The sequence below is a fragment of the Phormidesmis sp. 146-33 genome (assembly GCF_052939515.1).
This window is the reverse complement of record NZ_JBJPHU010000028.1, coordinates 1-13,779: the sequence shown is the minus strand read 5'-3', so window position 1 is coordinate 13,779 and position 13,779 is coordinate 1. Positions and strand designations below refer to the sequence as shown.

Sequence of the window (13,779 nt, the reverse complement as noted above, 5' to 3'; positions counted from 1 at the left end):
AATTCGATGAGAGTTTTTTCGCTTCGTTGTTCACGGCTTCTGCCCCTCAACCCCCGATTTTAGGGGACTTTAAGAGAGGAATTCTGGTTCAAAGTCCCTCACCCGTGGGGGATTTAGGGGGCGTTCCTGGATCTAAAAGCGAAGCGTTCATCAAGCTGACGTTAACTTGATGTCAATTTGATGAAATGTTTCGCGGCAAGGGCCAATCTGGAGATTGAACTCAGCTCAACGGTTGGTCAGAATCAGTCAGTCGTTGAACGCCTAATCGCACGATCGACAACACCAAAATCATCAAAAACATCACCAGTCCGATCGTGCAGGCGTAGCTAATTTCTAGATTCTGGAAGGCCTGTTCATAGACGTAATAGACGATCGTTTTAGAACTATTGAGCGGGCCGCCCTGGGTCATGATGTAAATTTCTTCAAAAACCTTGGTCGCAGAAATCGCTGAAATAACGGCAACCAACAATAGGTAAGGCTGCATTAAAGGAACGGTGATATCCCAATGTTTGCCAATGCCATCAGAGCCATCGATCGCCGCCGCTTCATACAGATCTTCTGGAATTGCTTGCAGCCCAGCCAGATAAATCACCATGTAATAGCCCAACCCTTTCCAGATGGTGACGACCATGACGCTAAAAATCGACCAACTCGGACTCGTCAACCAGGGAATCCCGTCAGAAATCCCCAACAGTTTGAGCAGTTGATTGAGTAATCCATTGTCCGCGTAGAGCCACTTCCAGGCAATGCCCGCAACCACCATTGAGATAATCACAGGCGTATAGTAAGCCACCCGAAACCAGCGAATTCCTCGAAGTTTTTGATTGACCAAAATCGCCAACCCCAGCGGAAAAGTGACCAGAATGGGAACCACTCCGACCAGATAAATCAGCGTATTTCTCAAGGTCTGCCAAAAAATCTGATCCGCCCACAGACGTTTGAGATTCGTCAGTCCCGTCCACTGGGCGGGCGTGAGCAAATCATAGCGAGTAAAGCTAAAATAAAACGCTTGCAGCGCTGGATAAAAAACCGTCAGCCCCAAAATCACCAACGCGGGAAGCAAAAACAAATAGGGAGTTAGCTGCTGCGGAAACTGCCAGTCTTTGAACAACGACTTGTGCATGAACGATCGAGCAAAATAGGCCAGCTTGAGGATTGTAATCCCAATTCTTTATGAGATTTGCGTCGATTAGATTCCTTTGTCCTGCTTAAAAAAGACACTTTACGTTCTCTCTTTTTAAGGAAATTAGAGAGGATCAAAAATGATGACGCGCTGCGAAGAATGGATGTAAACTCAAACCTTACTCAAAATCTTCGGCATCCATCCGTTTGATGACTCGACGAGGAGGCAACACCTGCGATCGCCGTCTCACTGCACCCGCCGGAAGATAGTTAGGGTTGTCGTCATGAATCACCTCGATCGTGCGAGACGGTCGTTGACGCGCAAGCAGCACAAATAGCCCTACCAGCGCGATTCCGCCCCCAAAGGCTAAAATCATTCCACCCAACGCCCAAAGCACACCCGTCATGAGGCTGGGTGACTCTAGCGGATTAACCTGTCCCTGGGGACTGCGGGTTGCAATCGCCGGGGGCATATTTTTGTTTTGGACATTTAGCGTTTCGATCAAGGCCTGCTGACTCTGAATTTGCGCCTTGAGTTGCTCGGTTTGCACGCGCTGCTGCTCTAGCTGGGCCTTGATCTGGTCAGTTTCGGCCCGCTGTTTTTCTAAATCGTAAGTGGTAGGGGGTTGAGTGACCCCAGGAGGCATCGTCCCGACTGGAGGCATTGTCGCAGTGGGCAATGGTTGAAGCGTCGGCATGGGCATCGTCCCGATCGGAGAAGTAGCGCTGACCCCTCCTCTCAAGAGAATGACGGCTGCCAGCCCTGCTAATGCGGCTCCTCCTAAAAATGAAGTTGTATCACTCATCCCCTACCACCTTAAATTTCTGGATTAGTTTCAATCGATCGCAGCTTGCTTTTCAAACTTATTTAAACGAGTGACGCAATCCAGGTAAACTCCGTATCCTTTTGCTTAACCTGATGGGGCTGAGATTTGAAATCTATGCCCTTTAAAGACATGGCTTCCCATTAGCCCACTCAAGTTTAGCGGGATTTTGCAAAAGTATCACAAATAATTTGCCGATCCAAACCCACTTTTTTGAAAACTTTTTTGGAGATGGTTCAAAAGTTTGTTCAACGCCATCTCAATTGCCTTTCACTATTCAGTTTTTCATTGCGATAGGAGCTTTACCCCCCACCGACGGCTTTAAAGGTTGGAATTAATTTTCTGGCTCCCCGCCTGACTGAGGAGAGGTTAGGGGAGGTCGAAGATCGATCGCAGTGCCAGATTAATTGAATATTACTCAGGCGATCGTAGTTGGCAGAGAAGCAATCCAAACCATTGATTGGGATCTGTCCAAACTTGTAGCAGGTTGAGCATTTTTGATTGAAGTTGTTGTTGAAGGTTGGTCAGATCAAACTTGCGCGAAATCTCACTTAAGATTGTCTCGCCTTGGGCAAAGTGAACCGTCAAATCTAAGGCGTTTAAGTGAACCGTCTGCGATGTTAAACTCCGCAAGTGCATTTCAATCTGGTGTTGAGTGTCGTTGTAATAAGCAACATGCTCAAACTGAGTCAGGTCAAAGTCTCCGTCAAAGCGGCGATTGAGATGGCGCAGCATGTTGAGATTAAAGTCGGCGGTGATGCCCTGGCGATCGTTGTAAGCGGCTTCTAACTGAGTTTTTGATTTCTGAAGGTCGATGCCGAGTAAAAAATATTCACCTGGCTGGAGCGCGTCGGTGACTTGCTGCAAAAATTCCTCACAGGCTTGGGGGCTGAGATTGCCCAACGTGCTGCCGATAAAGCAGATCATCCGTTTGGGAAGGTGAGTTGCTGAGAGTTTTTGCAGGGCCAGTTCATAGGTGCCGACGAGTCCCTGAACCTGGAGCGTGGGATAGTCGATCAGCAATTCTTGGGCGCTACTTTCGAGAATGCCTGCACTGATGTCGATCGGGCGATAGCACAAAGGATAGTCAGCCTGCTGATAAGCGTCTAATAAAATGCGCGTTTTGGTCGAGTTGCCACTGCCCAATTCAACTATTTCGCAAGCACCTGTGAGGTGGGCAATCTGATTGGCGCAGTCTTGCAAAATCGCCGTCTCAGTGCGGGTTAGATAATATTCTGGCAAATCGCAAATCTGCTCAAATAGCTGAGAGCCAAGATCGTCATAAAAATAGCGCGGCGGCAAAGATTTGGGGGTCTGGCTCAATCCACTCACCACGTCACTTCCGGGATGAAGTTCGTCTTCTGAGGGCTGAGTCTGGCTGACCAAATGATCGATCTTGAGGCGATCGACGACATTGAGACGATCGAAAACATCCCGACCTGCAAACTGAGTTGACATGCGTCCTCCGTTGATTTTCACCATGCTTGTCTGATTTGTTGGACTTGAGCCTGTGAGCGGCTTTTAAAGTCCCCGTCCAAAGTCCCTTGTCTAGCGTGAGGCGCGATCGTACTTTGGTCAACTACACATCAGACAGAATTTCATGACGATCGCGCTGAAGGTCTACGGTTCGGTATCGCGGACGGCTCGAAATCCAGCAAAAATTTCTCTCACATGGGGGTAATACCAGTTGCGAAAGGACGATCGGAGCGCCCAGGGATAGGTCGCCCAACTGCCACCTTTGAGGACGCGATGTTGACCGTCAAAATAGGCTTGAGAATAAGTAGGATAAGGATAACTCTCAAATCCTGGGTAACCGTCAAACCAGGAAGCTGTCCATTCCCAGACGTTGCCCAACAGATCGTGACAGCCTGCGTGACTTTGACCTTTGGGATGAGACCGAACGGGCGACGTTCCTACCATTTGAGCGTGATGACAGCGAGTTGGGTCAGGTGGCTCGTTGCCCCAGGGATAGGTTTTTGAGAGACCTGCACGACGTTGCTCTCCAGAATTCCAGCTTGCGGCTTTTTCCCATTCGGCTTCGGTTGGCAAGCGTTTGCCTACAAATCGAGTGTATGCGTCTGCTTCAAACCAATTCACACCGCAAACGGGATGGTCGTCGTAAGTTGGATCATTTCGCCAATAAAGCGGCTCAGTCAGAGAGGTTTTTTGCAGCCATTGCCAACCCGCGTCTGACCACCACTTTGCATTCTGATAGCCCCCTGACTGCATGAACGATCGATACGCGCCACAAGTCACCGGAAACTGATCGATCCAGTAAGTGTCTAAATAAACCTGTTGAGTCGGGCGTTCATTATCCATTGCTGCGATCGCTTCACTCCCCTGCTCAAAATAGCCTGCTGGAATGCAGATCATTGGAGCATTTTGATTTGAGAAGTTTATAAAATCTGTTATGAAATCTGTTTTATTTACATCTGTTTTATTTACATCTAGTCGCTGGTTTCTTTCCTGTAGTTTTAGAACGATCGCAACGGTTTCGGCATGTTGGCTTTCGTGTTGAAGTAACCATTTCCACAGGCGTTCTTCAGTTTCTAGCGGTGCCGTTTCTAAGTAGTCAAAAACCTGCGATCGTACCGCTTCCAAATAGTGCAAAACTTCACCAAGGGGAGGCAAATGGACGCGATCGCCCTTGGGCAAGCCACCCTGAGCAAACAAGCGATGATATTCAGGAAAGATGGGCGGCTGACCTGCACAGCGCTGTAAAAGCCACAGAGCCTCAGTGTAAGCAATGTGACCCAAGTGCCAACCGATCGGACTGAAATCAGCATGAGCTTGACAACAGAATGTTTCGTAATCCAGATTCTCAAACAGAGATAGGGTGAGCGATCGACAGTCCTGCATCCAGAATTTGAGACGGACTTTAGAGGGGGCAAATTTCGGGGTCGTGGTCATGTTTTAGAATTGCAACGCAGCGATCTGGCAAGGGGTGCCAGTTTCCTGGAAAAATCGGCTCAGAGGCCACCATCACCGACTGAGGAAAGCTGGGATGATCGCGCAGCCAATAAAGGGTCGGAACTTTGAGGCGATCGGCATAGCGAGACACCACCAATTGCTGACCATCACTAACCATTAGATTGGCAGAAAACGGCGTTTCTTGTTTGTCAGCGAGTTGAGCCACGAGTTTGATCGTTTGATTGAGGGCTTGGGCCAAACTATCGGTCGTTTGTAGTTCGTCAATCAGCAGCGCAAACAAGTGTTCTGAATCGGTATTACCTTTGATCAATTGATAAGCTAGATCACTGAGACGATCGCGAATCGGTCGATACAAAGTCTGCCGAAAGTTTTTAATAAAGCCATTGTGCATGGCCAAGATGAGAGAATGCTGAAAAGGCTGACAATTGCTCAAATCAACGGCCAGTCCAGCGGTGGCGCTCCGCACGTTTGCCAAAATACAGCCCGATTCGATATAGCGACTCAAACTGGGCAAGTTGATATCATTCCAGATCGGCAGAATGTTTTTGTAGAGAAACGGCTCTGTGTCGCGTTGAGGGTGATACCAACCCAAACCATAGCCATCGGCATTCATCGTTCCTGCGGTCATTTCGCGAGGTTGATAGCTCTGGACGATGAGAGAATGTTCGGGTTGAGTGAGTAAGCGATCGAGTTGGACGGGCGAACCAAGATAACCAAACAAGCGACACATAAGACTTTAGAAGATTTCACTTTTTGCATCTTGACACAATCGCCTTAGAGTTGGCTGAATGTCTGTCGATCGGATGATTTTAGAGAGCCGCAGACCACCAGGTTGACGTGAATGCGATGAGTTTTTCCGCTTTGTTGTCTAGCCCTTTAGCCCCTCATTCTAGGCGACTTTCAGAGAAGGAGTTATTGACGGCTCTCTAAACTTCTTTCTAAACTTCTTTCTAAACTTCTATAGTTGAATGGTCTTTTTGTCGTGCAATTCCTCCAGATGTATTAATGAACTGTCGCCGATCACGATATTGAACTTCACTAAAGAACGTTGGGCTTGATATCCGGGCAAGACGCGAATGATTTGATATTCAGTCGTCAAATCGCTCGTGCCATCCCATTTGAGAATTGCTAGTTTCGTCGAGGCAACCTCGCTGAGTTGTTCGACAAATTCGTCAACGAAGTCAATTACATCGGGAAGAATGCCAGAAGACATAAAAATCAGTCGCTCTTGCAAATCCAATGTGACCATGACTCGATAGCGTCTGACAGATGAGCATTGCAACTCAAAGCTAAACGAAACCGAGTCAGGAAGATGTTTCCTAACTGCCATATTGTTATCCTCCTCTATTTAGTGCAAAGAGGATGGGGAACTACAAAGCAGTTGCTCAGAGGTTCCCCAAAGATATGAACTGTATGCAGGATCTTGATTCCAACCTTTCAAGATCCCATCGCAAAGCAGACGTAGTACAATCATGAACGCCTCCAAAGTTAGTACCGATAACTTAGGTGGAAGTCCTCGGAGATCGGATCTGGTAAATCTGGTTTCCGGGGCGTGATATCCACCTGCGGAATATTCTACAAGAGTTCTTCGTTTTTTGGAATCCTGAATTTTTGAGAGAGGAACGATCGGCTATGCTTGAAGGATAGCAACTAGCGAGGAGTTTCCTGATGCCTCAAGCTCTAAAAGCAACTTATCATAATGGTGCATTCATTCTTCAAACAGACTTTGAGTTACCTGAAGGCACTGAAGTTGAGTTGTTGATTCAAGCCCCTCAAGTTATTTCGCCATCTATTTCTGATATAGAAGTTAAGCAACAGTTTCTCAAAACCCTCATTGAGCGAATGCAGCAAAATCCAATTCCACTTGATGCTCCTCGGTTTACACGAGAAATGCTGCATGAACGCCGTTGATACCAATATTTTGATCTACATCACTGATCCTCGTGATCTCGCCAAGCAGAGCATTGCAGCATCTCTCATATCTGATTTAGCATGAGTTCGACGAGTTTTTCCGCTTCGTTAATCAGCCCTTATGCCCCCCAACCCCCCAACTCTGGGGGACTTTGAACGGAAGATTAGCTTTAAGTTCTCAGATCCGCAAGCGATCGTACTATCTATGTGTTGATTGAAGAACTTTGAGGAATTATTTATAACTCCAGGCAGCGATTGCTAGACAAGCCCACCCAACTATGAATGCTAATCCGCCTAAAGGAGCCACTGCGCCCAAAATCTTGATGCCAGTGAAACTCAGGGCGTAGAGACTGCCACAAAATAGAAAAATTCCAATGAGAAAGGCTGACCCTGTAACGGTTAGAAGGGTTTGATCCGTTTCAGCGCGACTCATTAGCACCGCAACCAGCAGTAAGGCCAAAGCGTGATACATCTGATAGCGGGCCCCTGTTTCAAAAATTTCGAGAGAGCGATCGCTCAATTTGTCCTTTAACGCATGGGCACCAAACGCACCGAAGGCAACCGAGAGTCCGGCTAGAATGGGAGCGATCGTCAGAAAAATTCGCGTCATCATAAGATTCTAAATCTGTGCAAAAGGGTCACTGTCTCTAGTTTAAAGTCTTCTATCTCAACACGACTAAAACCTTTGCGCCTGCTGCTTCTAGCTTGCCTCGCATCTGGTCGGCCGTCGCCTTATTGACGTTTTGAGCGATCGTCCAGGGACAATTTCTTTTGACACCTGTCTTTACATTTTTCCAATCCAATCCCGTCAACTCATGGATTACTTGAATAACACTTCGACGATTGCTATCTGCAACATATTCAACAATGACATCATAGGTTTCTGACAATTGGCTATAGCTCAAACCAGGCTGACCAAAATCGCCGTCAAAGTAGTAAGAAAGTTTGCCCTCTTCACTGATGTTGTAGGAAGCGTTGAATTCTTTGGCACGATCGTCTAAGTAGGCTTTTGCCTCAGAGCCGCTCAACTTAGACTCCATCGAAAAGCGCAGCGCATTAATGTGCCCGTTGCCTTCTTTGAGTAGTTGATAGAAAAGCGCTTGAAGTCGATCGCGTTCTGCCTGCTTACTGCCTCGCTGGTTACTAAATATCAACCAACTACCCAGCGCAAGCGGCGGCAACCCCAGTATAATCAACGCCCCAAAAGCGCCTTTTTTAGTTTCGGGAGGTGTTTTTTGATCCAACAAAGGAATGGCCATTAGAAGGCTAATCGGAAGCCCAATGCCTAACAGAATGCCTGCTGCGATCGTTTTAGCGCGCCCCATATCAACGACTCATGAGTTTCACTGCAATCTTAGCCGTTGAGGCCTATCAAAGTGCAAGGCCGTGCTAATTCGGGCGTTGCTGAATTCGGGTGTGAATTCCTAAATCTGCCCTTGCTAACCCTCCTACAAAAGGAGATAGGACAGGATTTCTCGCTCCTTTCTCCTTGGGGAGACGGGTTGGGGATGAGGGCAAATCATCTCGCTATTCAGCAACGCTGTTCATCAAACTGGCATTAATCCAATGTTCTGACGGTCAAAACCTGTGGCGGCGTGGCATCTGGGGGATAGATCACATCAAACTCGACCAGACGGCGTTCTCCCGGTTTCAGATTTAGAGTGACTAGCGGATCGCCCTGCTGACCACGACGCAACACTAAATGCACAGAGCGAGTTTGAGGCAACCCAGCATCGTCTTTATAGCGAATTCTCACGGTGCCGCGAAAGAAGACCGATCGCGCTGGCGGCTCAAAAAATCGCAGTCCCTGCTGAGTATCTTCTCGCTTTAAAGGATTCTCTACAGCCAGCGTTACGGTTTGGTTTTGGTTGGTGGGATTGTACAACGGCATGGCTAAATCGTACTCAATCCCATAGTTGCCATGTGCCTCATAAGCCGTATCAGGATAGCGTTTGATGACTTTGGCATTCTGATTTTGCCCCGTGCCCATTGTCCCTCGATACAGCAAACTAAATCCGTAGGAAAAAGCCTGACCCGGATTGGGAATATTCAAGCGATCGCTGCCTTGATCCACGACCTGACTAATCCACTGAGACCCGACAGCGACTCCCGCAACTCGCCCATAAGCAAAGGCATTTTTGGTTGCCGAAAGCGGTGTCGGAGGCTTATCACGAGGAGTCACCAAATCGCCCGTATCCAGCAAAGTTTGCCATTCTTCTAGAGTGGGAGCGCGTTCGTTACCGCTGGCATCCGTTTTAGCAAACATTCCCAGACTAGCCAGATAGACCTTACCCGAACTGTGAAGGCGCATCAGTGTCGATCGTCCATTTAGCGGCGGAGTCAACGGCTTAACGGGAATCGGCAAATTCAAAATCATCCGGCTCTCCCCTGGCGGAATCACCAACTGAGGCGGAAATTCTGCTTGCCGTCGTCCCCGCATCACTTCATTGACTGCTCGACTGCCAGGGCCCGCAAACACCTTTCCGATCGGGTTGTCCACAAAAGAAGGAATGTCTAAGAACGGCGCATCCGGTTGACTCAGATAGCTTGCAGCTTGCAGAGTATCCACTGTCACAGGCACTTGACCCGGATTATGCACAATGATTCCCAGGTACAACGTTCTCAAATCTTCGGGAGTCAGCGCCTTGGCAATGTGATGAGCAAAAATGTCAAAGCGACCTTCAAAGGTTTGGTCAAGATGAGCGGCAGGCAGTCGTTTGGCGATCGCAGGAAAGGTCGAAAGCAAAATACCGTCTTGTTGAACCACTTCGGGACTGTTGCTATTGAAGACCAAAACCGAGTCAAGCTGTCCGGGTAGCGCGCGAACTTCTTGAGGTTTGATAATCTCTTTGGGGGGCAGGTTGGGGGTGGCTTGTGCGAGCAAAATCGGCAAAAATGACAACATTATTCAGCGTGAAAGCATCAAGTAGTGAGGGGATTTTACCATACAGATTATCATTAGCAATTTAGAAGGTTATTCGCTGCGATCGCGCTATTTAAGAAGAAATTTCCCGGCATTCAGGCGATCGACGATCATCAAAAAATCTTCTACGATCGTTCTAAAGTTTCGCCCATTCAACACAGGAACATGCACAAAGATACACTGACATTTGAAATCTCGATTCTGTAAGTATTTGAGAACTGAATAATAAAGATGATTACAAACAAAGTTTCCAGCATCGTGACTGATCTGAGTAGCGATCGTTCCCTCAGTCAGGTGGTTTAAGTCGATTTTAGTCTCAAGGATTTCAGTCTGAGATTTACCGTTTGACTCTACAGTTAAGTTGTCTCGATTTTCGGCCATGCCGCAGCAAATCAGAATTTCTGGCTTCAGCAGATCAATCATTGAAATCACTTGACGGGGCGCTAATTCAAAATCAACGGTTACTTTTCTTAGAAGATAAGTGTTGGAATTAGAAAGATGGACAGGAGCAACCTCTTGTAGGTATCTCGGAGCGACCCCTTGCGGGTAATTCGAAGAGATCGCCCCCAACAAATCATCTGAAGAATTAGAAACATGATGCGCTTTCCAGGTGGCAAAAGAGGTAGCGAGAATTTTACAGTTCATAAGTTAATTCATAGGCGATGGGCAACCTTAAATTCATGTTCTACCCTTTTAGAAGAGAACTAAAACTTTTATTTTCTCCTCTTTTTAAGGAAGGTTAATACCAGATTGATTTTTGAACGCTACAGATCTTGCAGCCCCCTAAATCCCCCACGAGTGGGGGACTTTGAATGTAGGAGTTCCCCAGAGGTCAAGACTTTTCTAGGTTTCAAAGTCCCCCAGAATGGGGGATTTAGGGGGCGAAGGATCTGTAGCATTAACAGATTGATTCGGTATAAGGGATCAAAAGACGTGCAGCTTAACGAACAACTGGTATTAGCAAAGGGTATTAGCAAAGACAAAGCGTTTAGAAATCATTCACAACTTTTTTTGTAAGGCATTCGATCGCCGCAGTTCCGCCAAATTTGCATTCCCTGTGCAGAACAGCACCGTCGTAATTTCTGCGGTCAAAATTTCTACTAACTGATGCAGCGCCTCTTCTGAATCATTGGCCGCTTTGAGAAAAGGCAGCGCTAACCCGGCTAAATCTGCCCCCAGCGCGATCGCTTTAGCAATCTCCAATCCGTTTCTCAAGCCACCCGACGCAATCAGAGGAATCTCAGACGCACACGACCGCACCGCCGTAATGCACTCAGCCGTCGGAATCCCCCAATCTGCAAAAACCCTGCCCAATCTGCGCTGTTTGGCATCTTCTGCCCGTTCACTCTCGACCTTTGCCCAAGAAGTGCCGCCTGCTCCCGCCACGTCGATCGCGTCCACGCCGACCTCGATCAGTTTCTGTGCCATCTGAGCCGATATACCGTTGCCGACTTCCTTGGCGATTACAGGAACGGGCAGCTTCTCGCACAAACCGCCAATCTTATCCAACAACCCTCGAAAATTGGTATCGCCTCTCGTTTGCACCGCTTCTTGAAGGGGATTGAGATGCAAAATCAGCGCGTCAGCTTCGAGCAAATCGACCACGCGCAAACATTCCTCAATCCCATAGCGATAGTTGAGTTGCACCGCGCCCAAATTGGCAAACAGCAGAGCATCTGGCGCGATCGCTCTAATCGCAAACGTGTCTTCTACCTGAGGATTTTCGACCGCGACTCGCTGCGACCCAACCCCCATCGCCAGTCGGTAATGTTGAGCGATCGCCGCCAATCGATAATTAATCGTTTTTGCTAAATCCGTTCCGCCCGTCATCGAAGAAATCAGAATCGGGGCACTCAGTGTTTTATGTAAAAAGGGCGTGGTTAAATCAATCTCAGCGCGATCGAGGTTTGGTAAACAACAGTGCGTGAACCGATAATTCTCTAGTCCACTGGTCGTTTCTTGACACTGCACATCTTCTTCCAGGCAAATACGAAGATGATCGGCTTTACGATTTTGGGTTTCAGACATAAGGGGTGAGGGATGAATTACTAAGTTTGAACGGGCAGTGCTGACACAGACAACCCTCTCAATTTTCTACGATTCCGTCTCTCTTCCACACCTTACACCTCACACCTCATCCACTCAGAAGGATAGAAGGGCATTCTCAAACGATCTAAAATTCCACATCCTATCCAGATGAGGTCTACAGGATTTTTTATTCGTAAGAATAGGCTCAGGCGAGATTTGAACTTGCGACCTTGGGCTTATGAGTCCCCAGGTAAAGTCAGACAGGGTAAGGGTTTCAGTCGTTGTTAAATTTTATTACGTTTCCATCCCCTTGCGGGGAATAGGCTGTGAAACAATGTGCCATCTCCCGATGCAGCGAGTTCCTTAACCTGTTTCCATCCCCTTGCGGGGAATAGGCTGTGAAACGAATTGGTTGAACCAACTGAAACTGTTGAACAACTCGTGTTTCCATCCCCTTGTGGGGAATAGGCTGTGAAACCAGTTGACAGAAATGCACTCTCGATAAGTGTTCAAAAGGTTTCCATCCCCTTGCGGGGAATAGGCTGTGAAACATCATGCGTAAACTTACTTTGTCCGCTTTGGTTTTGTGTTTCCATCCCCTTGCGGGGAATAGGCTGTGAAACTAGCGTATTTTAAATATGGAAGTGCCTTTGACTGTAGCGGGTTTCCATCCCCTTGCGGGGAATAGGCTGTGAAACCTCAGCGAAACTGCTGAAGGGTTTGAATGGGATCGTTTCCATCCCCTTGCGGGGAATAGGCTGTGAAACTGCTCCAACTGCTTCTCGCAGGAGAAACTAGTGGAAAAAAGTTTCCATCCCCTTGCGGGGAATAGGCTGTGAAACTATGGAACACGAAAGGACTCAACTTTAATGATTCCTTTGCGGGGTTTCCATCCCCTTGCGGGGAATAGGCTGTGAAACAGGTGCTTATGTTTTCACAAGGCGACCACATAGCGAAGTTTCCATCCCCTTGCGGGGAATAGGCTGTGAAACAATTGGCGAGCGGTGTATAGCATGGAATTATGTTCCCTTGTTTCCATCCCCTTGCGGGGAATAGGCTGTGAAACAACCCTAGCCTCAAAGCGTGGGCTATAAATCTAAATGGTTCAAGTTTCCATCCCCTTGCGGGGAATAGGCTGTGAAACTCGGAGGCATAAATTATGCTTGCTTTTTTTAATTCGTCGGGTTTCCATCCCCTTGCGGGGAATAGGCTGTGAAACCCTTCGTTCAGGAAGGCAAGCCCTGACTCAATCCTAGAAGCCAAATCGACGCAGGTCATTTTAAGTGTCAATAAACTCCGATTTATTGTCAACAAGGTAGAGGTCAAGCTACCTGAAACCCTTACCCAGACAGGCATCGACGCAGGTCAACGAAACTATGCGGCTTTCAAGGTTCAGCAGGGGGTGGGACAACCACACCCAAGACAATAAACTACTCAGGAAAAAAGATCAACCCAAACTCTTTAACCTTAAGAAATTCTTCAAAAAATCATCAGAGAATATACACCGATGGAGGAGGTTCTGGTGGAGAACTTCCCAGCGTAATTGTCCGACCCATCGCATCCGATGAGATCCAGTAAAACCTCACGTTATCTTCCTCTAACTTGATTTTCTTCCGAACCTGTTCAGCCATTTTCTGCATCTGATCAAGCGTCAAAAAACACTCAAAAACAGAATACTGAACCCTTCTGCCATACCCCTCCAAAAAGTTTGCCAGCTTTGTGCGCCTCTTATCATTCGGAATGTCATAAACCACCACAACCAACATCGCCTTTGCCTCACGTCGATCGTAGAAACGGCTCATAGGGCACAGAATCCAGCAAACAGCGCTTATACTTCTGAATCTGCAACTGAATTACTCGTCGATAAGACACCTTATCCGCCAATCCTGGATAGGTCACAGCCTCAGAAATCCGCTCCTCAAAATACTTCAGAAAAACCCGTCGCCCCGCATCCTCCAAATAAATCCCACCATCCTGATTCGCCCACTTAGTGCCTATCCGAAAACTTGAATTGCCCTGACGACAATACAAGCACAGGAT

At 47.6% G+C, this 13,779-nt stretch carries 13 protein-coding genes, 1 pseudogene and 1 CRISPR repeat array; of the genes and pseudogenes, 1 reads left to right on the top strand and 13 read right to left on the bottom strand.

What is annotated here, in order from left to right; all coding sequences use genetic code 11:
• Window positions 1–220: 220 nt before the first annotated feature.
• The 6 genes from ACJ2PR_RS13440 to ACJ2PR_RS13415 all read right to left on the bottom strand — a co-directional run bounded on the left by ACJ2PR_RS13440 (window position 221) and on the right by ACJ2PR_RS13415 (window position 6,207).
• Complete coding sequence (locus ACJ2PR_RS13440; RefSeq protein ID WP_446877375.1) at window positions 221–1,123, bottom strand: carbohydrate ABC transporter permease; 903 nt, start codon at window positions 1,121–1,123, stop codon at window positions 221–223.
• A gap of 178 nt (window positions 1,124–1,301) precedes the next feature.
• Entirely contained in the window at window positions 1,302–1,928 is a 627-nt protein-coding gene (locus tag ACJ2PR_RS13435) for a hypothetical protein (RefSeq protein WP_446877374.1), read from the bottom strand.
• Window positions 1,929–2,360: 432 nt separating this feature from the next.
• Window positions 2,361–3,428, bottom strand: coding sequence for an L-histidine N(alpha)-methyltransferase (gene egtD / locus ACJ2PR_RS13430; RefSeq protein ID WP_446877373.1), 1,068 nt, complete (start codon window positions 3,426–3,428; stop codon window positions 2,361–2,363).
• 138 nt (window positions 3,429–3,566) lie between these two features.
• Window positions 3,567–4,856 carry an SUMF1/EgtB/PvdO family nonheme iron enzyme gene (locus ACJ2PR_RS13425; protein WP_446877372.1) on the bottom strand — a complete coding sequence of 430 codons (1,290 nt, stop codon included), beginning with the start codon at window positions 4,854–4,856 and terminating at the stop codon, window positions 3,567–3,569.
• A complete protein-coding gene (gene egtC / locus ACJ2PR_RS13420; protein ID WP_446858033.1) occupies window positions 4,825–5,607 on the bottom strand; it encodes an ergothioneine biosynthesis protein EgtC in 783 nt (260 codons plus the stop codon). The genes ACJ2PR_RS13425 and egtC overlap by 32 nt, the downstream gene beginning before the upstream one ends.
• 228 nt (window positions 5,608–5,835) lie before the next feature.
• A complete protein-coding gene (locus ACJ2PR_RS13415) occupies window positions 5,836–6,207 on the bottom strand; it encodes a hypothetical protein (RefSeq protein ID WP_446858032.1) in 372 nt (123 codons plus the stop codon).
• A 338-nt stretch (window positions 6,208–6,545) separates the two neighbouring features.
• On the opposite strand from ACJ2PR_RS13415, the gene ACJ2PR_RS13410 reads away from it, so the two are divergent.
• Window positions 6,546–6,788: an antitoxin family protein gene (locus ACJ2PR_RS13410; RefSeq protein ID WP_446869925.1), complete on the top strand. Its 243-nt coding sequence runs from the start codon at window positions 6,546–6,548 to the stop codon at window positions 6,786–6,788.
• Between the two features lie 232 nt (window positions 6,789–7,020).
• Here the strand turns inward: ACJ2PR_RS13410 and ACJ2PR_RS13405 are convergent, their stop codons facing one another.
• The 7 genes and pseudogenes from ACJ2PR_RS13405 to ACJ2PR_RS13375 all read right to left on the bottom strand — a co-directional run.
• Entirely contained in the window at window positions 7,021–7,401 is a 381-nt protein-coding gene (locus ACJ2PR_RS13405) for a DUF423 domain-containing protein (RefSeq protein WP_446877371.1), read from the bottom strand.
• Window positions 7,402–7,450: 49 nt separating this feature from the next.
• Complete coding sequence (locus tag ACJ2PR_RS13400) at window positions 7,451–8,113, bottom strand: ribosomal protein L7/L12 (protein WP_446877370.1); 663 nt, start codon at window positions 8,111–8,113, stop codon at window positions 7,451–7,453.
• Window positions 8,114–8,346: 233 nt separating this feature from the next.
• Window positions 8,347–9,693, bottom strand: a complete 1,347-nt coding sequence (locus ACJ2PR_RS13395; RefSeq protein WP_446877369.1) for a DUF3370 domain-containing protein — start codon at window positions 9,691–9,693, stop codon at window positions 8,347–8,349.
• A gap of 87 nt (window positions 9,694–9,780) precedes the next feature.
• Window positions 9,781–10,356, bottom strand: coding sequence for a pyroglutamyl-peptidase I family protein (locus ACJ2PR_RS13390; protein WP_446877368.1), 576 nt, complete (start codon window positions 10,354–10,356; stop codon window positions 9,781–9,783).
• A 354-nt stretch (window positions 10,357–10,710) separates the two neighbouring features.
• Window positions 10,711–11,739, bottom strand: a complete 1,029-nt coding sequence (gene fni, locus ACJ2PR_RS13385; RefSeq protein WP_446877367.1) for a type 2 isopentenyl-diphosphate Delta-isomerase — start codon at window positions 11,737–11,739, stop codon at window positions 10,711–10,713.
• 298 nt (window positions 11,740–12,037) lie between these two features.
• A CRISPR array of direct repeats spans window positions 12,038–12,958; the repeat unit is 35 nt; unit sequence GTTTCCATCCCCTTGCGGGGAATAGGCTGTGAAAC.
• Window positions 12,959–13,229: 271 nt separating this feature from the next.
• Entirely contained in the window at window positions 13,230–13,541 is a 312-nt protein-coding gene (cas2, locus tag ACJ2PR_RS13380) for a CRISPR-associated endonuclease Cas2 (protein ID WP_446858025.1), read from the bottom strand.
• Window positions 13,516–13,779, bottom strand: a pseudogene (locus ACJ2PR_RS13375) (hypothetical protein); the annotation flags it as partial. The pseudogene ACJ2PR_RS13375 and the gene cas2, both read right to left, overlap by 26 nt.

Excerpts from the sequence above, each read along its gene's own strand:
- ACJ2PR_RS13400 (WP_446877370.1), bottom strand. The coding sequence starts at position 8,113 with ATGGGGCGCGCTAAAACGATCGCAGCAGGCATTCTGTTAGGCATTGGG.
- egtC (WP_446858033.1), bottom strand. The coding sequence starts at position 5,607 with ATGTGTCGCTTGTTTGGTTATCTTGGTTCGCCCGTCCAACTCGATCGC.
- ACJ2PR_RS13410 (WP_446869925.1), top strand. The coding sequence starts at position 6,546 with ATGCCTCAAGCTCTAAAAGCAACTTATCATAATGGTGCATTCATTCTT.
- ACJ2PR_RS13425 (WP_446877372.1), bottom strand. The coding sequence starts at position 4,856 with ATGACCACGACCCCGAAATTTGCCCCCTCTAAAGTCCGTCTCAAATTC.
- ACJ2PR_RS13440 (WP_446877375.1), bottom strand. The coding sequence starts at position 1,123 with ATGCACAAGTCGTTGTTCAAAGACTGGCAGTTTCCGCAGCAGCTAACT.
- ACJ2PR_RS13415 (WP_446858032.1), bottom strand. The coding sequence starts at position 6,207 with ATGGCAGTTAGGAAACATCTTCCTGACTCGGTTTCGTTTAGCTTTGAG.
- ACJ2PR_RS13390 (WP_446877368.1), bottom strand. The coding sequence starts at position 10,356 with ATGAACTGTAAAATTCTCGCTACCTCTTTTGCCACCTGGAAAGCGCAT.
- ACJ2PR_RS13405 (WP_446877371.1), bottom strand. The coding sequence starts at position 7,401 with ATGATGACGCGAATTTTTCTGACGATCGCTCCCATTCTAGCCGGACTC.
- egtD (WP_446877373.1), bottom strand. The coding sequence starts at position 3,428 with ATGGTGAAAATCAACGGAGGACGCATGTCAACTCAGTTTGCAGGTCGG.
- ACJ2PR_RS13395 (WP_446877369.1), bottom strand. The coding sequence starts at position 9,693 with ATGTTGTCATTTTTGCCGATTTTGCTCGCACAAGCCACCCCCAACCTG.
- cas2 (WP_446858025.1), bottom strand. The coding sequence starts at position 13,541 with ATGAGCCGTTTCTACGATCGACGTGAGGCAAAGGCGATGTTGGTTGTG.
- ACJ2PR_RS13435 (WP_446877374.1), bottom strand. The coding sequence starts at position 1,928 with ATGAGTGATACAACTTCATTTTTAGGAGGAGCCGCATTAGCAGGGCTG.
- fni (WP_446877367.1), bottom strand. The coding sequence starts at position 11,739 with ATGTCTGAAACCCAAAATCGTAAAGCCGATCATCTTCGTATTTGCCTG.